The sequence below is a fragment of the Haloarcula sp. CGMCC 1.2071 genome, from assembly GCF_037078445.1.
GTDB lineage: Archaea > Halobacteriota > Halobacteria > Halobacteriales > Haloarculaceae > Haloarcula > Haloarcula amylolytica.
The window spans coordinates 1-16,356 of record NZ_JAYMGY010000015.1; the positions used below are offsets into that span (position 1 = coordinate 1).

At 60.6% G+C, this 16,356-nt stretch carries 11 protein-coding genes and 5 pseudogenes; 14 read left to right on the forward strand and 2 right to left on the reverse strand.

Annotated features, from left to right (window positions below; all coding sequences use genetic code 11):
• From VI234_RS18185 to VI234_RS18245, 14 genes and pseudogenes are all read left to right on the forward strand, one after another.
• A pseudogene (locus tag VI234_RS18185) lies at nucleotides 1-119 on the forward strand (IS5/IS1182 family transposase); the annotation flags it as partial.
• Nucleotides 120-391: 272 nt separating this feature from the next.
• Nucleotides 392-757: a VOC family protein gene (locus VI234_RS18190; protein WP_336330836.1), complete on the forward strand. Its 366-nt coding sequence runs from the start codon at nucleotides 392-394 to the stop codon at nucleotides 755-757.
• A 1-nt stretch (nucleotide 758) separates the two neighbouring features.
• A pseudogene (locus VI234_RS21370) lies at nucleotides 759-1,028 on the forward strand (type IV toxin-antitoxin system AbiEi family antitoxin domain-containing protein); the annotation flags it as partial.
• A pseudogene (locus VI234_RS18195) lies at nucleotides 1,016-1,159 on the forward strand (hypothetical protein); the annotation flags it as partial. The pseudogenes VI234_RS21370 and VI234_RS18195, both read left to right, overlap by 13 nt.
• Nucleotides 1,160-1,255: 96 nt before the next feature.
• Nucleotides 1,256-1,453 (forward strand): hypothetical protein, encoded by a 198-nt coding sequence (locus tag VI234_RS18200; protein ID WP_225306803.1) that lies wholly within the window; start codon nucleotides 1,256-1,258, stop codon nucleotides 1,451-1,453.
• A gap of 672 nt (nucleotides 1,454-2,125) precedes the next feature.
• Nucleotides 2,126-2,434 (forward strand): divalent-cation tolerance protein CutA, encoded by a 309-nt coding sequence (cutA, locus tag VI234_RS18205; protein ID WP_336330837.1) that lies wholly within the window; start codon nucleotides 2,126-2,128, stop codon nucleotides 2,432-2,434.
• Nucleotides 2,435-2,482: 48 nt separating this feature from the next.
• Nucleotides 2,483-5,071, forward strand: a complete 2,589-nt coding sequence (locus tag VI234_RS18210; RefSeq protein WP_336330838.1) for a PD-(D/E)XK nuclease family protein — start codon at nucleotides 2,483-2,485, stop codon at nucleotides 5,069-5,071.
• Nucleotides 5,068-7,935, forward strand: a complete 2,868-nt coding sequence (locus VI234_RS18215; protein WP_336330839.1) for a UvrD-helicase domain-containing protein — start codon at nucleotides 5,068-5,070, stop codon at nucleotides 7,933-7,935. Before VI234_RS18210 ends, VI234_RS18215 begins: the two co-directional genes overlap by 4 nt.
• A 27-nt stretch (nucleotides 7,936-7,962) precedes the next feature.
• Nucleotides 7,963-8,376 (forward strand): annotated as a pseudogene (locus tag VI234_RS18220) (MFS transporter); the annotation flags it as partial.
• Between the two features lie 127 nt (nucleotides 8,377-8,503).
• Nucleotides 8,504-8,614, forward strand: a pseudogene (locus tag VI234_RS18225) (IS6 family transposase); the annotation flags it as partial.
• Nucleotides 8,615-8,718: 104 nt separating this feature from the next.
• Nucleotides 8,719-9,552 carry a phosphoenolpyruvate hydrolase family protein gene (locus VI234_RS18230; protein WP_008308236.1) on the forward strand — a complete coding sequence of 278 codons (834 nt, stop codon included), beginning with the start codon at nucleotides 8,719-8,721 and terminating at the stop codon, nucleotides 9,550-9,552.
• Between the two features lies 1 nt (nucleotide 9,553).
• The gene (locus VI234_RS18235; RefSeq protein ID WP_008308238.1) at nucleotides 9,554-9,979 is read left to right on the forward strand and encodes a cupin domain-containing protein; all 426 of its coding nucleotides are present in this window, start codon (nucleotides 9,554-9,556) and stop codon (nucleotides 9,977-9,979) included.
• Nucleotides 9,980-9,981: 2 nt separating this feature from the next.
• Nucleotides 9,982-11,208, forward strand: a complete 1,227-nt coding sequence (locus VI234_RS18240; RefSeq protein WP_008308240.1) for a Tm-1-like ATP-binding domain-containing protein — start codon at nucleotides 9,982-9,984, stop codon at nucleotides 11,206-11,208.
• Between the two features lie 201 nt (nucleotides 11,209-11,409).
• A complete protein-coding gene (locus VI234_RS18245) occupies nucleotides 11,410-11,664 on the forward strand; it encodes a hypothetical protein (protein ID WP_008308242.1) in 255 nt (84 codons plus the stop codon).
• Between the two features lie 23 nt (nucleotides 11,665-11,687).
• On the opposite strand, the gene VI234_RS18250 is transcribed toward VI234_RS18245, so the two are convergent.
• Nucleotides 11,688-12,005 (reverse strand): hypothetical protein, encoded by a 318-nt coding sequence (locus VI234_RS18250; RefSeq protein ID WP_151103981.1) that lies wholly within the window; start codon nucleotides 12,003-12,005, stop codon nucleotides 11,688-11,690.
• Nucleotides 12,006-12,026: 21 nt separating this feature from the next.
• Nucleotides 12,027-16,208 (reverse strand): hypothetical protein, encoded by a 4,182-nt coding sequence (locus VI234_RS18255; protein WP_336330841.1) that lies wholly within the window; start codon nucleotides 16,206-16,208, stop codon nucleotides 12,027-12,029.
• Nucleotides 16,209-16,356 lie beyond the last annotated feature (148 nt).

Sequence of the window (16,356 nt, forward strand, 5' to 3'; positions counted from 1 at the left end):
CGACAACGAAGCGCTCGCTCGGCGACGCCGTGCGAGCGCTCGGCTGGTATCGACAGTTCCGTGAGATTGTCCTGATGTTCGCCATCTCGAACATAGAACCGCTCTGTGAACCACTCTAATCGTGACTCAGCATCTATTCAACACGGCAGATTACGGTATCTTGTTACCCGAGGGGAATGCCTTCACCCTTATCTATACTCTATTCCTGCGTCAGTCAACCATTCATTCAGCGGACTATTCGGATCGTCAATAAGACCACACAATCTGTCCACTTTCACCTCATTAAGATAAACGAGGTTATCGATCTCCCAGAAGATTTCCCGATGATAGTCGTGGTAGTACTTTCCGTATCCAATAGGTGTTTTTACCCTCCGAAATATAACCTAAATGCATGCCAGGTATACGATTTATTACCTTTGCTTGTGATGAAGTGGAACAACTGGCAGAGTTCTGGTCAGTCGCTCTCGGTGGTACACGACGAGAGCTACCAGAATCGCTTGAACCTGAAATCGTTGACCTGCCTGGAGATGGTCCGGATTTGCTGTTCAAAGAACAACCGAAAGGAACGGAGCGAGATCTCCCCATTCATCTTGATGTCTCAACCGAGAATCGAAGGGAGACAGTCGAACAACTCTGTAACATAGGCGGGTCTGTCCGCGAAACCAAGACCGAAGAATACGAAACGCACACCGCCACTTGGACAGTGATGTCAGATCCCGAGGGTAACGGATTCTGCGTCAGCGAGTATCAACAATAGCTACTACAGCGCTCTCAGCTACCACAGGCTGACCGAACAGGTCTCCCGGACGGGGTACGTCGTCACACGACCCGGACACAAAGCCGGGTGATTCACAGCGCCTTGTTTCGCGTCACGACGGTCATAGAGCAGAAATTCTTCGGCTTTGAGCCGACATCTATCGAGGGGACGACCGTTCGCGTCAGCGGTTTAGAGAACCACTGGTCGACTGTGCGGACCACTCCCAGGTTCTAGTGTCCGTCGAGAACTCGCAACTGCGATGCGAACCAGTTGCGCGAAATTCCCGAAAATCGACGCGATGCGTTCCACCGAGATGCTCTCGAAGCCGATGTGATTCCGCTCGTGGCGGCGTTCGCTGTACAAAGTCACGGTGACGCACGGAAGGCGATCGACCCTCATCGCCGGTTTTCGATCCTTCCGACCGGACTGTGTTCGATTGTAGCTGACCCTGTCGGCGTAGAGGAAAGAGTTTGAGAGGGGTCCCGTTGTATGGAATGCATGGACAAAGACCAACTGCCGGAACTCGCGCTGTACTATATTGCGTTATTACTACTGGTGTTTTTCATCCTTGAAGTGCTTCAAGCGGCTGTGGGTGAGATTTCATTCTGGATTGAAATGGTGATTATCCTCGTCATTGTCTTTGCGTATCGATATATCGCGGTCTGGCTCGGTATCGCCCCCAGCAGTGAAGAGTAGTGGGATCGACCAGCGAGCCATGCCAATCCTGGCACGGTGAGAACCTTGCCGTTCTTACAGCGGGAGCAAGGCGAAAGCCCACCCCTTCAGGGGTGTGGATGAAGCCGACAACCCGGCAGCTTCGCCTGTAGCCTCACTCAGCCGGAGTTTTATAACCGGTGACACTGTATGCATGACCACACCGAGGCGGATCAGCCGCCCAGATAAACGGATAATATCGGGATTCGGGCCACGCTACGTCCAAAAGAATCCCTTTCGGGCCGCTGGCTGTGGATTCCGACACACGGTAACTCTGAATCCCATACCGGGGATAGGAGTAACGGCGGCTTGGCCCCGCCAGGAGTCCGGTCATGCCGACCTGGCTACAAACCTGAAACTCCCAACCTAGCGGTGCGGTGCCGCGGGAATCCCACGCCTGAAGGCGTGGGAGGAGGTCAAGGAACACCGATGTTCCGGTGCTATCACATCTACGATTCTGTGGACGGTACACCGTCCCAATTCAGAAGCGTCTGTGGGGATGCCGCACTGGCAAGACCGAGCGTAGTGGTTCAACTGCTGCGAGCGTCAGAGGGTATTTGCTGTCCGCGTGGCGACGCTTCCTCTGTCGGTCTAACTCTGTCGCAAGTCGAGCAGCGGGAGTTCTGATAGACGTGTATCCCAATGCAGTAACTGATGCCGACGATCTATATCACAGCTCCACAAGACGCTGCAACGGAGATCGCGCAGACACTCGTTGAGGAACGACTTGCTGCGTGTGTGAACCGCGTGGCCTGTGACTCGATATATCGGTGGGAAGGCGAAGTCCATACCGATGCTGAGACAATCCTCCTGGCGAAGACGACAGCCGACCGGTATCCCGATCTTCGCGACCGGGTTGTCGAGTTGCACCCCTACGAGGTCCCGTGTATCGAACGCTTTGACGAAACTGATATTTTTGCGCCCTTTTCGGACTGGCGAACCAGGAACGTGGACGCTGAATAACCGCTGAAATGGAGCCATCTTTTTGCCACTGGTTATACTCCTACCAGTGTGCCTATTCAGCGTGCAAGATCACTTGCGGATCTGTATACCTCGGTCGCCGACTATGATCTCGTCCTAGTTCCTGACGCCCCGCTTGCGAGCGCCCTCAACCGCCGACTCGACCGGCCACAGTTCGGGACGTTTGCAACCACTCCACGCCGACTGGCCGCTGGGCGTCGCGAGCAGGCCGAGGACCGGACGGCGTTTCTGGAACTCGCCGACACTGTCGACGACTCGTGGAAAGCGCTGTCCTACACTATCGGGAACGTCCTCCAGTGCTGGGAGCACCACGGACAGGCCGCGGGGATCCTGGAGTATCCAACCTACGACGATCCCGTTACGCGCACTGTGGTAGACAGGCTCGCCGCACGCCAGTCGACGTCACAACAGCTGACAGAGTTCACGGTTGACGCGGACCAGTCGGTTGCCGTCGTTGGGCTCCCGGAGTTCACTGAGCTCGAACGATCGATCCTGCCAGCGGAGTATGACACGTATCCCCTGTTGACTGACGACGCCTTCGACTACCCGGCGTTCAACATCTTCAGGTCCCCATCGGCGATCGTCGACGCGGTCGTGGATACCATCGACGAGGAGTCGGCTGATAATGTCGCAGTGGTGCTGGATAGTTCGAGCCAGTACTCTCCACTGGTCGAATCTGCGCTCGAAGCTGCAGATATTCCCTACTATGGAGGACCGGGATTCATCGATGACCTCGATGTGCGAGCGGTACTGCGGCTCTTGCGCGTCGCCTATCGTGGCTCCGAGACGACTGTCAGCGATGTCGCCCCGATACTGTCACGACTTGGGACCGATGTCGATATCGAGCACAGTGAGAAACGCCTGGCAGCGACCGACCTGCCAGCAACCGCGTGGATTACGGAGGTGTGTGAGTCGATCGGGGACCGGACCTTTGGCTCGCTCCTCACGGCCTACGAATCGAAAGCCAGCCGAACACTGGACCGTCTTCGGGACGAACTCGAGTCGCTCGGGCTCCACGACACTGTGATCACCGAATCGCGGGTTAGTGATCTCGCCTTCTATCTGGATTTCTACGAGGTTCCAGTGGACAGAGAAAACGAGGGCGTGTTACTCGCAGATGCCAAATCTGCCGGCTACGTCGACCGACAGGCCGTGTTCTTTCTCGGACTTGACGAGGGCTGGACCAATAGCGCTCCACAGCGCCCCTGGGTCGACACGGAGGCACAGTTCGATCGGTATATCCGCCGCTTTCAGCGACTAATCCAGAGCGGCAGCGACCAGTACTATCTGGTCGAGGATACCGCTGGGGGCCAACCGGTGACGCCGTGTCTCTACTTCGAGGAACTCCTCGAAGAGCCATTCGAGCGGTTCAGCGACCTCGAATCAGTCAGGTATGAACGGACGGTCGATGGTGACCGTGATGGCTTTGCGAAAACGTCCGTCGAGCCCCCGGTCGAGTCGGCACCCATCGAAACGATCAGCCAGACCAGTCTCAACAATCTCGTCAACAGCCCACGGGAGTATCTTTTCAGCCGGCTGGTCGATTCCCCCGACAAGGACTATTTCCGCGAGGGGAATTTGTTCCATGACTTCGCGGAGTTCTACGTCAACTATCCCGAGGTCATCGACGCAGACACGCTCTCGGAGGTGGTCGATGTCATGCTCGAAGAAGCCAAACCCTTCTACCCTGAGACGGACCGGGTGTTACGCCGACGCCAGTATCGGATCGGGCTGGAAACCATCGTCGAATATCTGGATGCCAATCCACCGACGGCACCTGCCGATCTGCCCCCGGCCGGGGAGCCCGATGAGAACTTCTTCGCATCGTATTTCGACCGCCCCGTTGACTCACCACTGACCGAACGCCAGTTCACCAATCCGGACCTCGGTATCAACGGGAAAATCGACCTCGTGGAGGGACCCACAGCCCTGCTCGATTACAAGAGCGGGTCGAAGAAGTCAGCCTACGACGTCTGTAAACAGGCTGCGATGGACCCACCCAACGAGACAGTCAACTATCAGGCAATCGCCTACCTGGCACAGTTCCGTACACACCAGCCCGGCGAGGCGCTCTCCTTTTCCTTTTTCCACTTCCTCGAAACGCTCGACGATGCGATCACCGGCGACGCGGATATAGATGAGACGCTGACGACAGTCTCCTACTATCCGCAGTCGTTCGACGAGTTCGTCGGGACGCACCCAGCGTATGAGGTCCTCCTGGATGGCTACAAGGACTGTGTGGCGACCTTCGAGGAGCTTGGCTTCGGGACCTACAGCGAGATCATGACAGACCTCACGTTCCCGGACACGACGGATCGGTCGGCGTTACGGGAGTCTGACTTCGCCGACCGATTTGCCGAGGCCGTCCGGCAGGAAACCAGCGACGACGTCGATGCCGAGAAGGGGGCCGATCAGGCGGTTCGGGAACTCAACGGCGTCCGGAAGCGCAACTTCTTCAAAGACGATATCGACCAGTTCGAGGAATTCGTCGCCGACCGACTGACCGAGATTAATCGGTACCGCGCTGGTGAGGAGCGATTCCCGATTGAGGGACTGGGTGGCGAACCCAACTATCGACGGATCGACCATCGCGACATGTTCCTGGAGGAAAACCGATGAGTGACGACCGCACCCCGAACGAGGCTCAGCAACAACTGATCGATGAGACCGAGGGGATCTACCATGTCGACGCCGGTGCTGGCACCGGCAAGACCTTCGCCATCACACGCCGGTATGCGAACATCGTCGACCAGCCCGACGTCGAGCCCGAGGACATCCTGCTGGTTACCTTCACCCGCAGTGCGGCCACCGAGATGCGTGAGCGCATCGTCGAACACTGTTCGTACGGAATGCGTGAGCTGGCCGACGCACCGATCCAGACGTTCCACTCGTACTGTCACGACCTGCTCGACGAGCACGGCTATCGCGCCCCGACGCATTTGGGAATTGATGACCGGATCACTGGAGGAACCCAGATCCTTGAGGATAGCCAACTCGAGGACGAGCTATTCCGTGAGTTCTTCGGGCAGTTCCGGGATCGCCATCCTGAGTACAACGACATCTTTCGGGTACTCTCGGAGCCTACCGAGCCGCTCTCGCTCATTAACGAACTCGCTGCGAAGGGTATCTTCCCGACTGCAGACGGCTGGTATCGAGATGGGGCACAACACTTGCAGGGTGACTACGAGCTGTTCAAGCAGTATTTCGATGCCCAAAATCAGGCCCGCAACGACGGACGCAAGCAATCCCCGCTTCGGGACGATCTCTCGCGGTTCGGGACGAACAAAACCTACCGGCAGTCCGCCCCTTCCAAATCGGAGCTTCGGGGTGGCCGGGGGACCAAGGAACTCGACGAGAGCGTCGCTCGCGAGGTCTTTGAAGAGGATCGGAATGAGCTACTGGCATTCGTTCACGACTGTTACTTCGAGTATCTGGAGTTCGCTCTGGAACGGAACTACCTGAACTTCGGGTTCCTCCAGCTGTTTGCTTTCGTGGCACTGTGCGAGGAGCCAGCGCTGCGTGACCGCGTCGGGTTCGAGTACGTGATGGTCGATGAGTTCCAGGACTCCAGTGAGATTCAGTTCAAGCTGGCGCTGCTGCTCGCTGAGACGGACAATCTCTGTGTCGTGGGCGACTGGAAACAGAGCATCTACTCGTTCCAGTACGCCGCCGTCGAGAACATCGCGGAGTTCGACACCCGGCTGGAACGATTCCGGAGCGAGTTGAACGCCGATTCCGAGCGGGTCGAATTCGGGACGGATGGGATCACGTACATCGAGCTGACGGAGAACTACCGGTCGACACAGACACTGCTGGACTTCTCGACCAATGCACTGACCACGCCAGCGACGAGCTCTGAAGCCATCGACGAGCCCGTCGACGTCGACCCGCTGTCCTCGAATGCCACCTTCGACGAGACCAACATTGAGGCTGTTCACCATGAGGACGAACACGAGGCGGTACTGGCCAGGATCCAGTCGATTGTCGATAGCGACGACTACCGGATTGAGGACGAGAACGGTAATCCCACAACCCCGAGCCACGGTGATATTGCAGTCCTGACCAGGACACGCGATTACGGACGGGAGCTACTGACTGCAGCCGAGGAGCACGGGCTCCCGATGGCCTACGACGGGGAGGTCGAACTGTACCGCAGTGACCCCGCGAAGCTACTGCTGGCGTGGCTGCGGATCGTCGAATCCGATGGCGACCGTGGCTGGGCCGTTGTTCTAGAGCGGGCCGGCTACACGCTTGATGAGATCAATGCCCAGCTGGATCGGGAGAGCTACCCGCCAGCGATGACCGAGTTTCGCGAAGCGCTTCGAGAGCTTGAGGCGGTAAGTTCGCTGGCCCGACGCGTCTTCGATCGCTACGGGCTTGCTGATGATTATGCACGGGAATTGCTCGCGCATATCCAGTCCGTCCACGACGCCACAACGCTCACTCGCGGGGACCTGATCCAGTTTATCGAACGCGCAATAGACCAGGGAAGTACCCACGCGATCAACACCACTACTGATACGGATTCGGTGACGGTCCAGACGATCCACGGCGCCAAGGGTCTGGAGTATCCGATCGTCATCCTGGCCAATATGAACGACGGGCGGTTCCCGCCGCGTGGTCGGACCAGTGGTGTGCTGCAGTACGACGAGGCGACGGGGCTCCGACAGCGCAAAACATTCGCTGACGAAGGCCGGTATCCACATGTCTACGATAACTGGCGCTACGATGTCCTGCGGCAGTGTCTCCCCGATGACTACGACGAAGAACGCCGGCTCCTGTATGTGGCCATCACCCGAGCCGAGAGCCATGTCGTTTTTGCCAGTGGGGCCGATCCAAATACGTTCCTCTCTGAGCTGCCAGTCGAACTTACCGAGGGGGCGACAGAGATTGAAGCGAGCCAGCCCGACGAGTCAGTCCAGACACAGCTGCCGTTCAGCATTGCCACACCCGATGGGCCGGTTGGCTACAGTCCACATTCACTGATGGATGACTCCGTGTTTACTGAATCGGAGGCCAATGCCGGTGAGGCCGACGCTGATGAAGCAAGTGGTGTAGACTTTGGCTCACAGGTACACGACTTCGCCGAGGCCTACGTGCTGGGCGAGTCGGTCTCGCCATCGAATCCGCACGAAGAGCGCATCCGGTCGCTGCTGGATGGGCTGGGTGGGGAGTTGCATGTCGAAGCAGACGCTATCCTGCCGCTTGAGATCGACGGCCGGCGAGTGTCGATTACCGGTATCGTCGACCTGGTCCACATCACGCCCGATCGAGTCGAGATAATCGACTACAAGACTGACCGAAGCCGACGGGCACAAGACGAGTATCGCAAGCAACTGAGCGTGTATTATCACGTACTCGCCAGTGAGTATCCGGACCGAGAGGTAACCACAAGCCTATTTTATTCTGCTATTGGGGAGGTGGTGTCAGTTGAACCGCTATCGAAGGGGGATCTCCGTAAGCTTGTGCTGGACCATCAGTAGATAAGAATAGGGTTCACACAGAGTTTGGGGGAGTCCTACGGCACGGTACTCGTCTCCCAGGGGCTTGGTGCAGTATGCTGGATCGTGGCGGTGTTTGCGCCAACGACTGCACTGACTATCACGCTGTTCGGTCTCGCGTGGATTCTTGCTGGCGTATCGGGCGTGCTCACCGCAACGCTGAACCAGCGCGTGTTCCCGACTGACCTACTTGGACGCGTCTCTGCGACGAAGGGAACCGCCTCGGGAGCGACGCTCCCGCTTGGCTCACTCGTTGGTGGAGGAGTTGCTGAAGCGTTGGGGACCACGACGACGATGGCGCTGGCCGCGAGCGGCTTCGGCTTTACTGCCGTCTACGTCCTCCTACGGCCACGGCTCCGTCGACTCCCCGCCATCGAAACGGCAACTCCCGACGACTTTGATCTGGAGATCGAGACGCACTAATCGGCCGATTAGTGGGGGCCCCCACGCCCGTTTCGGCCAGAGGAACGCCCATCCCAGATACAATCGTGAAAGCAGTCGCCATACCCCGTGTGGACACCATATTCCGCTCCATCAGGGGCGTTCGGCGATGGAATCGGGTATACAATCCCACGTTGCGGGACTTTTGTTGTCGAATACCATCGAAGTACTCGAAGATCGGGGTGTCCAACGCAGTCGCAAAGCCGTCCACGATTGGGTTTGACGAGGGTGGCCTATGAGCATTGGTAATATTATGTGTCGTGGCAACCCCTCTAAATCATCAAAAAATTAATTACTATATTATGAAATGGTTGTATCTGACGTATGGAATTCACACGGCAGGAGTCCCTTGATCGACTTCAGGAAACAGTATCGGGCGGCGATCCAATCGTCGGCGCAGGTGCAGGGACCGGTATCTCGGCGAAGTTCGCCGAGCGCGGTGGCGTCGATCTACTGATCATCTACAATTCCGGTCGCTATCGGATGAACGGTCGGGGGTCGCTGGCTGGCCTCCTTCCTTACGGTGACGCCAACGAGATCGTCGTCGAGATGGGCCACGAAGTGCTTCCAGTCGTCGAGGACACGCCAGTTCTCGCCGGCGTCAACGGGACCGACCCGTTCCGACAGATGGATGTGTTCATCGAGAACCTGAAACGACGTGGGTTCTCGGGCGTCCAGAACTTCCCGACGGTGGGTCTCATCGACGAGGACAGCGGGTTCAGACAGAATCTCGAGGAAACGGGGATGGGCTACGACAAAGAAGTCGACATGATCCAAGAAGCGGCCGAGCAAGGAATGCTCACCTGCCCATACGTCTTCAGCGAGGAGCAGGCTCGCGAGATGACCGAGGCCGGAGCGGACGTGGTCGTCTCACATATGGGACTGACTACATCTGGGGATATTGGTGCCGAGACGGCACTAGATCTCGATGCCGCAGCCGAGCGCGTTCAAGCTCATCACGACGCCGCAAAAGAGGTAAACGAGGACGTACTGGTGATCTGTCACGGCGGCCCGATCGCATGGCCCGACGATGCCCAGTACGTACTGGAACACACCGAGGGTGTCGTCGGATTCTTCGGTGCGTCGAGCATCGAACGCCTCCCAACTGAGGAGGCAATCGAAGCACAGGCCCGCGAATTCAAGGAGATTAGTCTCTAAGATGACTGATAGCGAATACTTCATCACTCCTGATGACGTCGAAAGTCAGCTCTTCGATTGGGGCGTCCTGAAGTGGCTGAGCACGCCTGACGTGACGGGTGGCGAGCGCTTCAGCGCTGGCGTCGTCAAACTCGAACCCGGAAAGGGCCATGAGCGCCACGCGCACCCTGACAGCGACGAGATCCTCTTCGTCATCCAGGGCGAGGGTGAACAAGAGGTCGCCGATCAGACACGCGATATCTCGGCCGGCGAGATGGTGTTCGTTCCTGAAGGCGTCGAACACGGAACCGTCAACACCAGCTGGGAACCGTTGTTACTGCTCGCGGTCTACGCACCACCGGGTCCTGAAGAGGTACTCCGGGATCTTCCTGAGTGTGAGATCGTCCCGCCGGGCGAACTGCCGACACCCGAGAACGTGGAGGAGTGAGTATGGCCGTCACAATCGTTGGGACGCTCGATACGAAAGGCGAAGAGATAGGTTTCGCCCGAGATGTCCTTCGCGCGCAAGGCGTTGACGTACACATCATCGACACGGGCGTGGTGGGCGACCCGGAGATCGATCCGGACACTACTGCGAGTGCGGTCGCCGAAGCGGGCGGCACCACGCTGGGGCACCTCCGGGACGATGCCGACCGCGGTGAGGCGATCGAAGCGATGGGCAAGGGCGCAGCGGCGATCGTCCAGCAGCTACACGACGCTGGCGACCTCGACGGTGTGCTCGGACTCGGCGGTTCGGGTAACACCTCGATCGCGACCACGGCGATGCGGGCGCTGCCGGTTGGTGTCCCGAAAGTGATGGTCTCGACGATGGCCTCCGGCGACATTGAACCGTATGTCGGTGCCACTGACGTGATGATGTTGTATTCGGTGGCTGATATTGAGGGACTCAACCAACTCTCCCGGAAGGTAATTGCTAATGCTGCCCTCGCGATGGTCGGGATGGTCACGAACCAGCCAGACATCGAAGTTGAAGACCGCCCCACTATCGGGATCTCGATGTTCGGTGTCACCACACAGTGCGTCCAGACGGCTCGGGAGTATCTCGAAGAACGAGGCTACGAGACGATCATCTTCCATGCGACTGGGACCGGTGGGAAGGCGATGGAGGCCCTCGTGAGACAAGGCGTCATCGACGGCGTGTTGGACGTGACGACGACGGAGTGGGCCGACGAGCTTGTAGGGGGTGTGCTTGCTGCTGGCCCCGACAGGCTGGACGCCGCCGCGGAGACGGGCACGCCACAGGTCGTCTCGACGGGCGCGCTGGACATGGTCAACTTCGGGCCACGAGACTCCGTCCCCGAGGAGTTCGAGGGGCGGCACTTCCACATCCACAACCCACAGGTAACGCTGATGCGGACAACGGCCGAGGAGAACGCTGATCTGGGCGAGGTCATCGCGAAGAAGCTCTCAGCAGCGAACGGACCAACCGCCCTATATATTCCACTTGGAGGTGTTTCGATGCTCGACGTCGAGGGAGCGGATTTCCATGATCCCGACGCCGACACAGCCCTGTTCGAGGCACTCAAAACAAATCTGGCTGAGTCGGTCGAATTGGTCGAGATGGAGACCGACATCAATGACGAAGCGTTCGCCCGGGCACTGGCCGAGCAGCTTGACGCGTATATGCGGGCGGTAGATCTCGCTCCGGAGGAGTGATTACTGCTTCGAAGGAATCTCCGACACCGGACTGGTACGCCTGCTCCCAGCGTTGGTCACCGTCGGACCGTCAGTCATCGCGCACCGCCGCGAGCAGTCACGTCGAATTCGAGGAGAGACATACCGATACGGGGGACGAACGGCCGCAAGAGGCTTCGCCCTGTCGGAACTGTTTAGCCCGCGTTGCTCCTCGACCGACCAATGCGAGTCCTCGATCGGCAGCCCTACTCCTACGTCCTGCTGGCCCGCGACGGCGAGTGGATTCTCACCTTCCTCCTCGGCGGACCGGTAGAGCGCGATGTCTCCGTGCGCTTGACGCCCGCGGAGGTCACTGCAATCGAAGACGGCGAGTCCTCGGCCACGGACTTGGTCGAGACCGTCCGCGCCGACCTCTCAGCGTACGATGACAGACGGATCAGGCCGACGGTCTGGCCAGGGAAAACGGACGACGAATGAGCATAGCGGTCCCACCAGTTTCGTCAGTGCTCTTCCGTTGCGAACGTGGCGTGTCGGTTTAGCGTCCGGACGAAGTCCGCCTCGTCGATAGCAGTCAGCGACTCGTGTCTGGATAGTTCCTCGCGGAGCCAGTCGCCGGCGCAGGCGTCGACGAACTCGGCCCACTCGTCGAGGCGGAAGTCCTCGAAGTCGTAGACGGCACCGCCGAGACCGTGCCCTTTTCCCTGAAAGAGTCGGATCTCACGGTCGTCGAATGACAGTCCGAGTTCCTTCGGCCACTCGGAACTGTGGTTGCTGTCGGGATTGTGGTCCGGACTCGAGAGGACGTAGTAGGTTGCCATACGGTGGATTCTGCCAGTGGGTCACTCCGAGTAGTCCCCGGTCGGACGGTCGCCGCCGAAGACGGCCGCTTCGAGGGTCTCGCCCCCGGTCGCCCGGAGTGCCCGACCGAGCAAGTGGGTACAGTCTGCCTGTGCTCGGGGATTACCCGTCGGGAGCCTGTCGACGGCCCGCGAGAAGGTTCGTACCACGGCATCGTCGGCCCGGAAGACGTTCTCCTCACTCGCACGCTCGACGGACTGAGACACGGCCTCGACACACGCCTCGACCTCGGCGGCTAGTTGGCTCTGCGTCGTTCCCGCGACTACGACGTCGGCGTAGACTCCTTCGAGAAACGTCGCCGGGTCCTCGACGTGGCTCTCCAAGGCGAACGCCCGGAGGGCGGCATCGAGACGCCGACGCCACGCTGGCGTCTCGGCTTCGACTGCCTCGACGTACGCCCGGGTGTAGACTCCCGCAACGAAACCGGCGGGATCGTCGGGGAGTTCCCGCGTCGCAGTTGCTTCCATCCGCTCCGAGCAGACGGCTAGCCACGCCTCGGTGTTGTCGTGGTCGGCATTCGTCTGCCCGACTTCGGCGAGAGCCGCCGCATACACCCGTTCGAGGACACTCGCCCGCGCCATCCCGACCCACGCGAAGTCAGTTCGCTGTTCGGCGGCGACGACTTCGGTCACGCCGAAGCGAACTTCCGCAGGGTCGGCCTCGACTGCCAGCGCCAGTGCGGTCCCGAAGACCGAAGCGACGTAGTGTACGGGCTGCAGTGGGTACTCCGTCGCCGTTGCGGTGGTTTCGATCTGGGAGAGTACCGACTCCACCAGGCGATCGTGCGTTCGCCCGCCGGCGTCAGTCCGAGTCAGCACTGCCAGGAGAACGGCCGCGTCCGCTTCCGCGAACGCGTCGAACCACTCCGTCTTGCTCGGTCCCTCGATCCCTTCTCGCGCTCCGCGGAACGCCCGGACGAGCGACCCAAGCCACTCTCCGGCCAGGTTCGCCTCGCCCTCTGCGGCCCACCCTGTAGCTGCGTCGCCGTAGACCGAACGCAGGAACGCGACCGGATCCGAGACTAGGTCACCCGTGGCTGCCAAGTCCTCAATGCGCTCTGTCAGGCTGTCGAACCACGTACTCTCGCTGTGTGGCGAAATCCCGTCGTCAGGCTCGGTGTCGTATCCCCGGACCTGCGTCGAGAGCGCCCCACGGTAGACCGCCCGAAGGTACGGCTCGACCACTGCTGTCGGTGCATCGCCCGCTACTCCGCGGGTCACGGTCGCGTCGTAGCGGTCGATCCAGTCCGCGAACCCTGGCGAATTCGGGAGTCTGAGGGCTCCTTTGCCGTAGGGGCCCGACTTGGCCACGTCTCCCTGTTCCACGATGGCTAGGGTCGCGAGCGCGCCGGCGTGGAGTGACGCACGGCACTCCCACTCGTCGTCGGGGACCTCCGAGTCAGCGATCGTATCGACCAGCCGGTGACACTTCTCGAACAGTCGCTCGGCACGGTCGAGGTCGCGGTAGTGAACGACGTGCCAGATTGCCCAGCTGTACGTGTCGACCACGAAGGATTCGGGGTGCTCGACGAACGACGACTCGGCCGTGCTCCGACAGAGTTGTTCGCCGGTCGCCACCAGCCACGGCTCGAATCGGTCCGCCGGACAGTTGTGGTCGAACACCCAGAAGCCGATTGCGCTCACGGACGCGACGTGTAACAGCTCGGCCCGGTTCTCGTCGTGCTGGAGCGACGTGGCCACGTCTCTCGCAGCAGCGTCGACCGCGTCAATCCAGACGGGGAGGTCGTCGGTCGGCATCTCCACACTCCCGAGGGCCCCGAGCATCGATCCGAACACGTTGCCGAGGAGGACGGACGCGTGACCGTCCTCGTACTCGGACGCTGTCTGGTCGACGAGCGCGATCACCGGTGCGAGCACCGCCTCGGCACTCGCCGACTCCTCGGCTCGTTCTACGAGCCGTCCGACAGTCTTCCCGTAGATCCGACAGAGCGGATACAGGCCGGGTTCGGGATCGATGGCGTTCCCGTCCACCATCTCGTGGAGCAGATGGTCGACCGTCGCGAGTGCCCCCTGATTCGGCTCTCCTCCGGCTTCTGGTCGGGCAAGCGTCGACAGGGCCGTCGTGACGGCGGTCACGATAGGTTCGACGTCGCCACCGACCGAGTCCCGACCGTGGGGAGTCGCGGTCTCGTTGGTCAGTGCCAGCGCACGAACTGCAATGGCCTCGACCCACGCGTCGGCTGTCGGGTGCTCGCTCGCCACAGTCGCCATAGCAGTGCCCGCGACCGTTCCCCGGTACCTGATCGCCGCGTCCGTGTCACAGCGGTTCCCTGCGACGTCTCCGACGAGGTTGTCGACCAAGAGCAGCCACTCCCGTGCGGCGCTCGGCTGGGCGGTCCGTGCGACGACAGCGACGGCCTCGGCAACGGCCTGCCCGACGAAGGCCGCATCGAGAGCACTGTCGGGCATGCCAGCGATCGCTGCCAGCGTACTCTGGCCCGCGACCGAATCGACCGCGAGTGACCGACGGGAAGGGGTTCGATTTTCGGGCCACTCCAGCGCGGACAGCAGATCCTCGGCGACCGCCTCTGGCCTCCGATCGGCCGTCAGGTCAGCGTCTCCAAGGTCGAACTCGATACGGTCGCACCAGGCCTCGACGTCGTCACAGCCAGTCCGGTCGGCGAGGGCGTCCAGATGCTCCCGTCGGTCGTTATCACAGAGCAGCACTGCACCGGAACAGACCCCTGCCTCGACCCAGTCAGCGAGCGCCCGAACGCCAGCGTCGCTCACGATCCGTGCTGGCTCGGCCCCGTACGTCGCGACTACGACTGCGTTGGGCGTGGCGTCGATTCCCACCCTGCTGTGGTTTGGCTGACGGAGGTCGGAGAGTCTGACCGTCGCTCCCCGCATCGTAAGTGCCGTCGCAACGCTCGCTGTGAGCCGTCGCTTCCCGCTGGCTTTCGGTCCCGACAGGAGCACGAGCCCGCCATCGAGTGCGTCGACGACCTCGTCGACGCCGACCCCAGCAACGTCCCCGTCGGCTGCAGAGTTCTTGTCCGAGTTCGGGAACTCTCGGTCCGCCGCAGCCGCGTCTAACGCTGTTAGTCCGTTCCAGTGCCAGGAACCGACGAGGGGATCGGTTCCGTACTCGTCGGGCTCCATCGCGGCGTCGTCCAGCGACGACCCGATTGCTCGCATGGCTGCCAGAGCCGCATCGATTGGGGCACTCGCGTCGGCGATGGCTGTCTCCGTTTCGGACTGAGCCGTCAGGCGCTGACTGATCCTCGCTCGCATCGGTTCGGACCCGAACACCCGAAGCCGCTCGACCGTCCCCGGCGGGAGATCGACGGCGATTTCGAGGGCTTCGGCAGCCCCGGCCAGCGGCCGATGTCGAACGAACGGTTCGAGCCACTCCGTGTCGTCATCTGCCAGCGACCTCGCGACGAGAGCGAGTGCGGTGGCGACCGCAGGCGACATTTCGACCGAGCTACAACTGCCATCCTCGGCATAGGGATAAAGGGACGCGATGAGGTCGAGGGCGCCCTCGTCAAACGGTTCGACCGTGATGTCGCGGTCGGTAACCACCGCCCTGACATCGGGACCGGCCAGAACCGTTTCGGACCCATACTGCGAGAGCGAGAGGAAAGCTGCGGGCGTGATTGTCTCCTCGACGGTCCCGATCTGTTGCTGAAGCCGCTCGTCCTCGAAGTCATAGCCTGGATAGGTGACGCGTTCGACGAGGGACGTGCGCTCCCCGTCACCCAGTTTTGGTGGACGTCGCTGGCTGGTGAGTTCGCGGATTTCGGTGATTGCATCGTGGCTCTCTTCGGGGGGCGTCCGAACCACGAGCACGGAATCGACTCGGTCGTGGAACGAAACGGGCGCGAGGTGACCGTGTCGGCAGAGCCAGTCGAGGCTCCGTGGCCGCGTCACGATTACTGCACCCCCGGAACGATCGAACAGGCCATTCAGCCTGTCCCGGTCGCCGCCGAGGTGCAAAACCGCCGAGACAAAATCGTCGACGACCACGAGTTCGTCGTCGTCGATAGCTGTTGTTTCTGCGAGCCGCTCGACGGACGGACCGACCCGCCGCAGGTGATGTGACTTTCCGACACTGGGTGCCCCGAGGACGAGTGTAACCTCACACGGGTCGACCGCGTCGCACAATTCGCCAGGCGTGACTTCTCGAACCGTTCCTTCCATGTAATTCCCCACGACGGACCCCGCCGACGACCGCGTCCGGATGGCAGACCCTGCCGAGTATATCTGTTCAGTACGCTTGCTGGAGAATATAACTGTTTGCTGTTGGGGTAGATATCCCCGAAGCCGATCCAGCCACCACTCCCCCGAC

Excerpts from the sequence above, each read along its gene's own strand:
- VI234_RS18235 (WP_008308238.1), top strand. The coding sequence starts at position 9,554 with ATGACTGATAGCGAATACTTCATCACTCCTGATGACGTCGAAAGTCAG.
- VI234_RS18190 (WP_336330836.1), top strand. The coding sequence starts at position 392 with ATGCCAGGTATACGATTTATTACCTTTGCTTGTGATGAAGTGGAACAA.
- VI234_RS18255 (WP_336330841.1), bottom strand. The coding sequence starts at position 16,208 with ATGGAAGGAACGGTTCGAGAAGTCACGCCTGGCGAATTGTGCGACGCG.
- cutA (WP_336330837.1), top strand. The coding sequence starts at position 2,126 with ATGCCGACGATCTATATCACAGCTCCACAAGACGCTGCAACGGAGATC.
- VI234_RS18230 (WP_008308236.1), top strand. The coding sequence starts at position 8,719 with ATGGAATTCACACGGCAGGAGTCCCTTGATCGACTTCAGGAAACAGTA.
- VI234_RS18245 (WP_008308242.1), top strand. The coding sequence starts at position 11,410 with ATGCGAGTCCTCGATCGGCAGCCCTACTCCTACGTCCTGCTGGCCCGC.
- VI234_RS18200 (WP_225306803.1), top strand. The coding sequence starts at position 1,256 with ATGGACAAAGACCAACTGCCGGAACTCGCGCTGTACTATATTGCGTTA.
- VI234_RS18240 (WP_008308240.1), top strand. The coding sequence starts at position 9,982 with ATGGCCGTCACAATCGTTGGGACGCTCGATACGAAAGGCGAAGAGATA.
- VI234_RS18250 (WP_151103981.1), bottom strand. The coding sequence starts at position 12,005 with ATGGCAACCTACTACGTCCTCTCGAGTCCGGACCACAATCCCGACAGC.
- VI234_RS18215 (WP_336330839.1), top strand. The coding sequence starts at position 5,068 with ATGAGTGACGACCGCACCCCGAACGAGGCTCAGCAACAACTGATCGAT.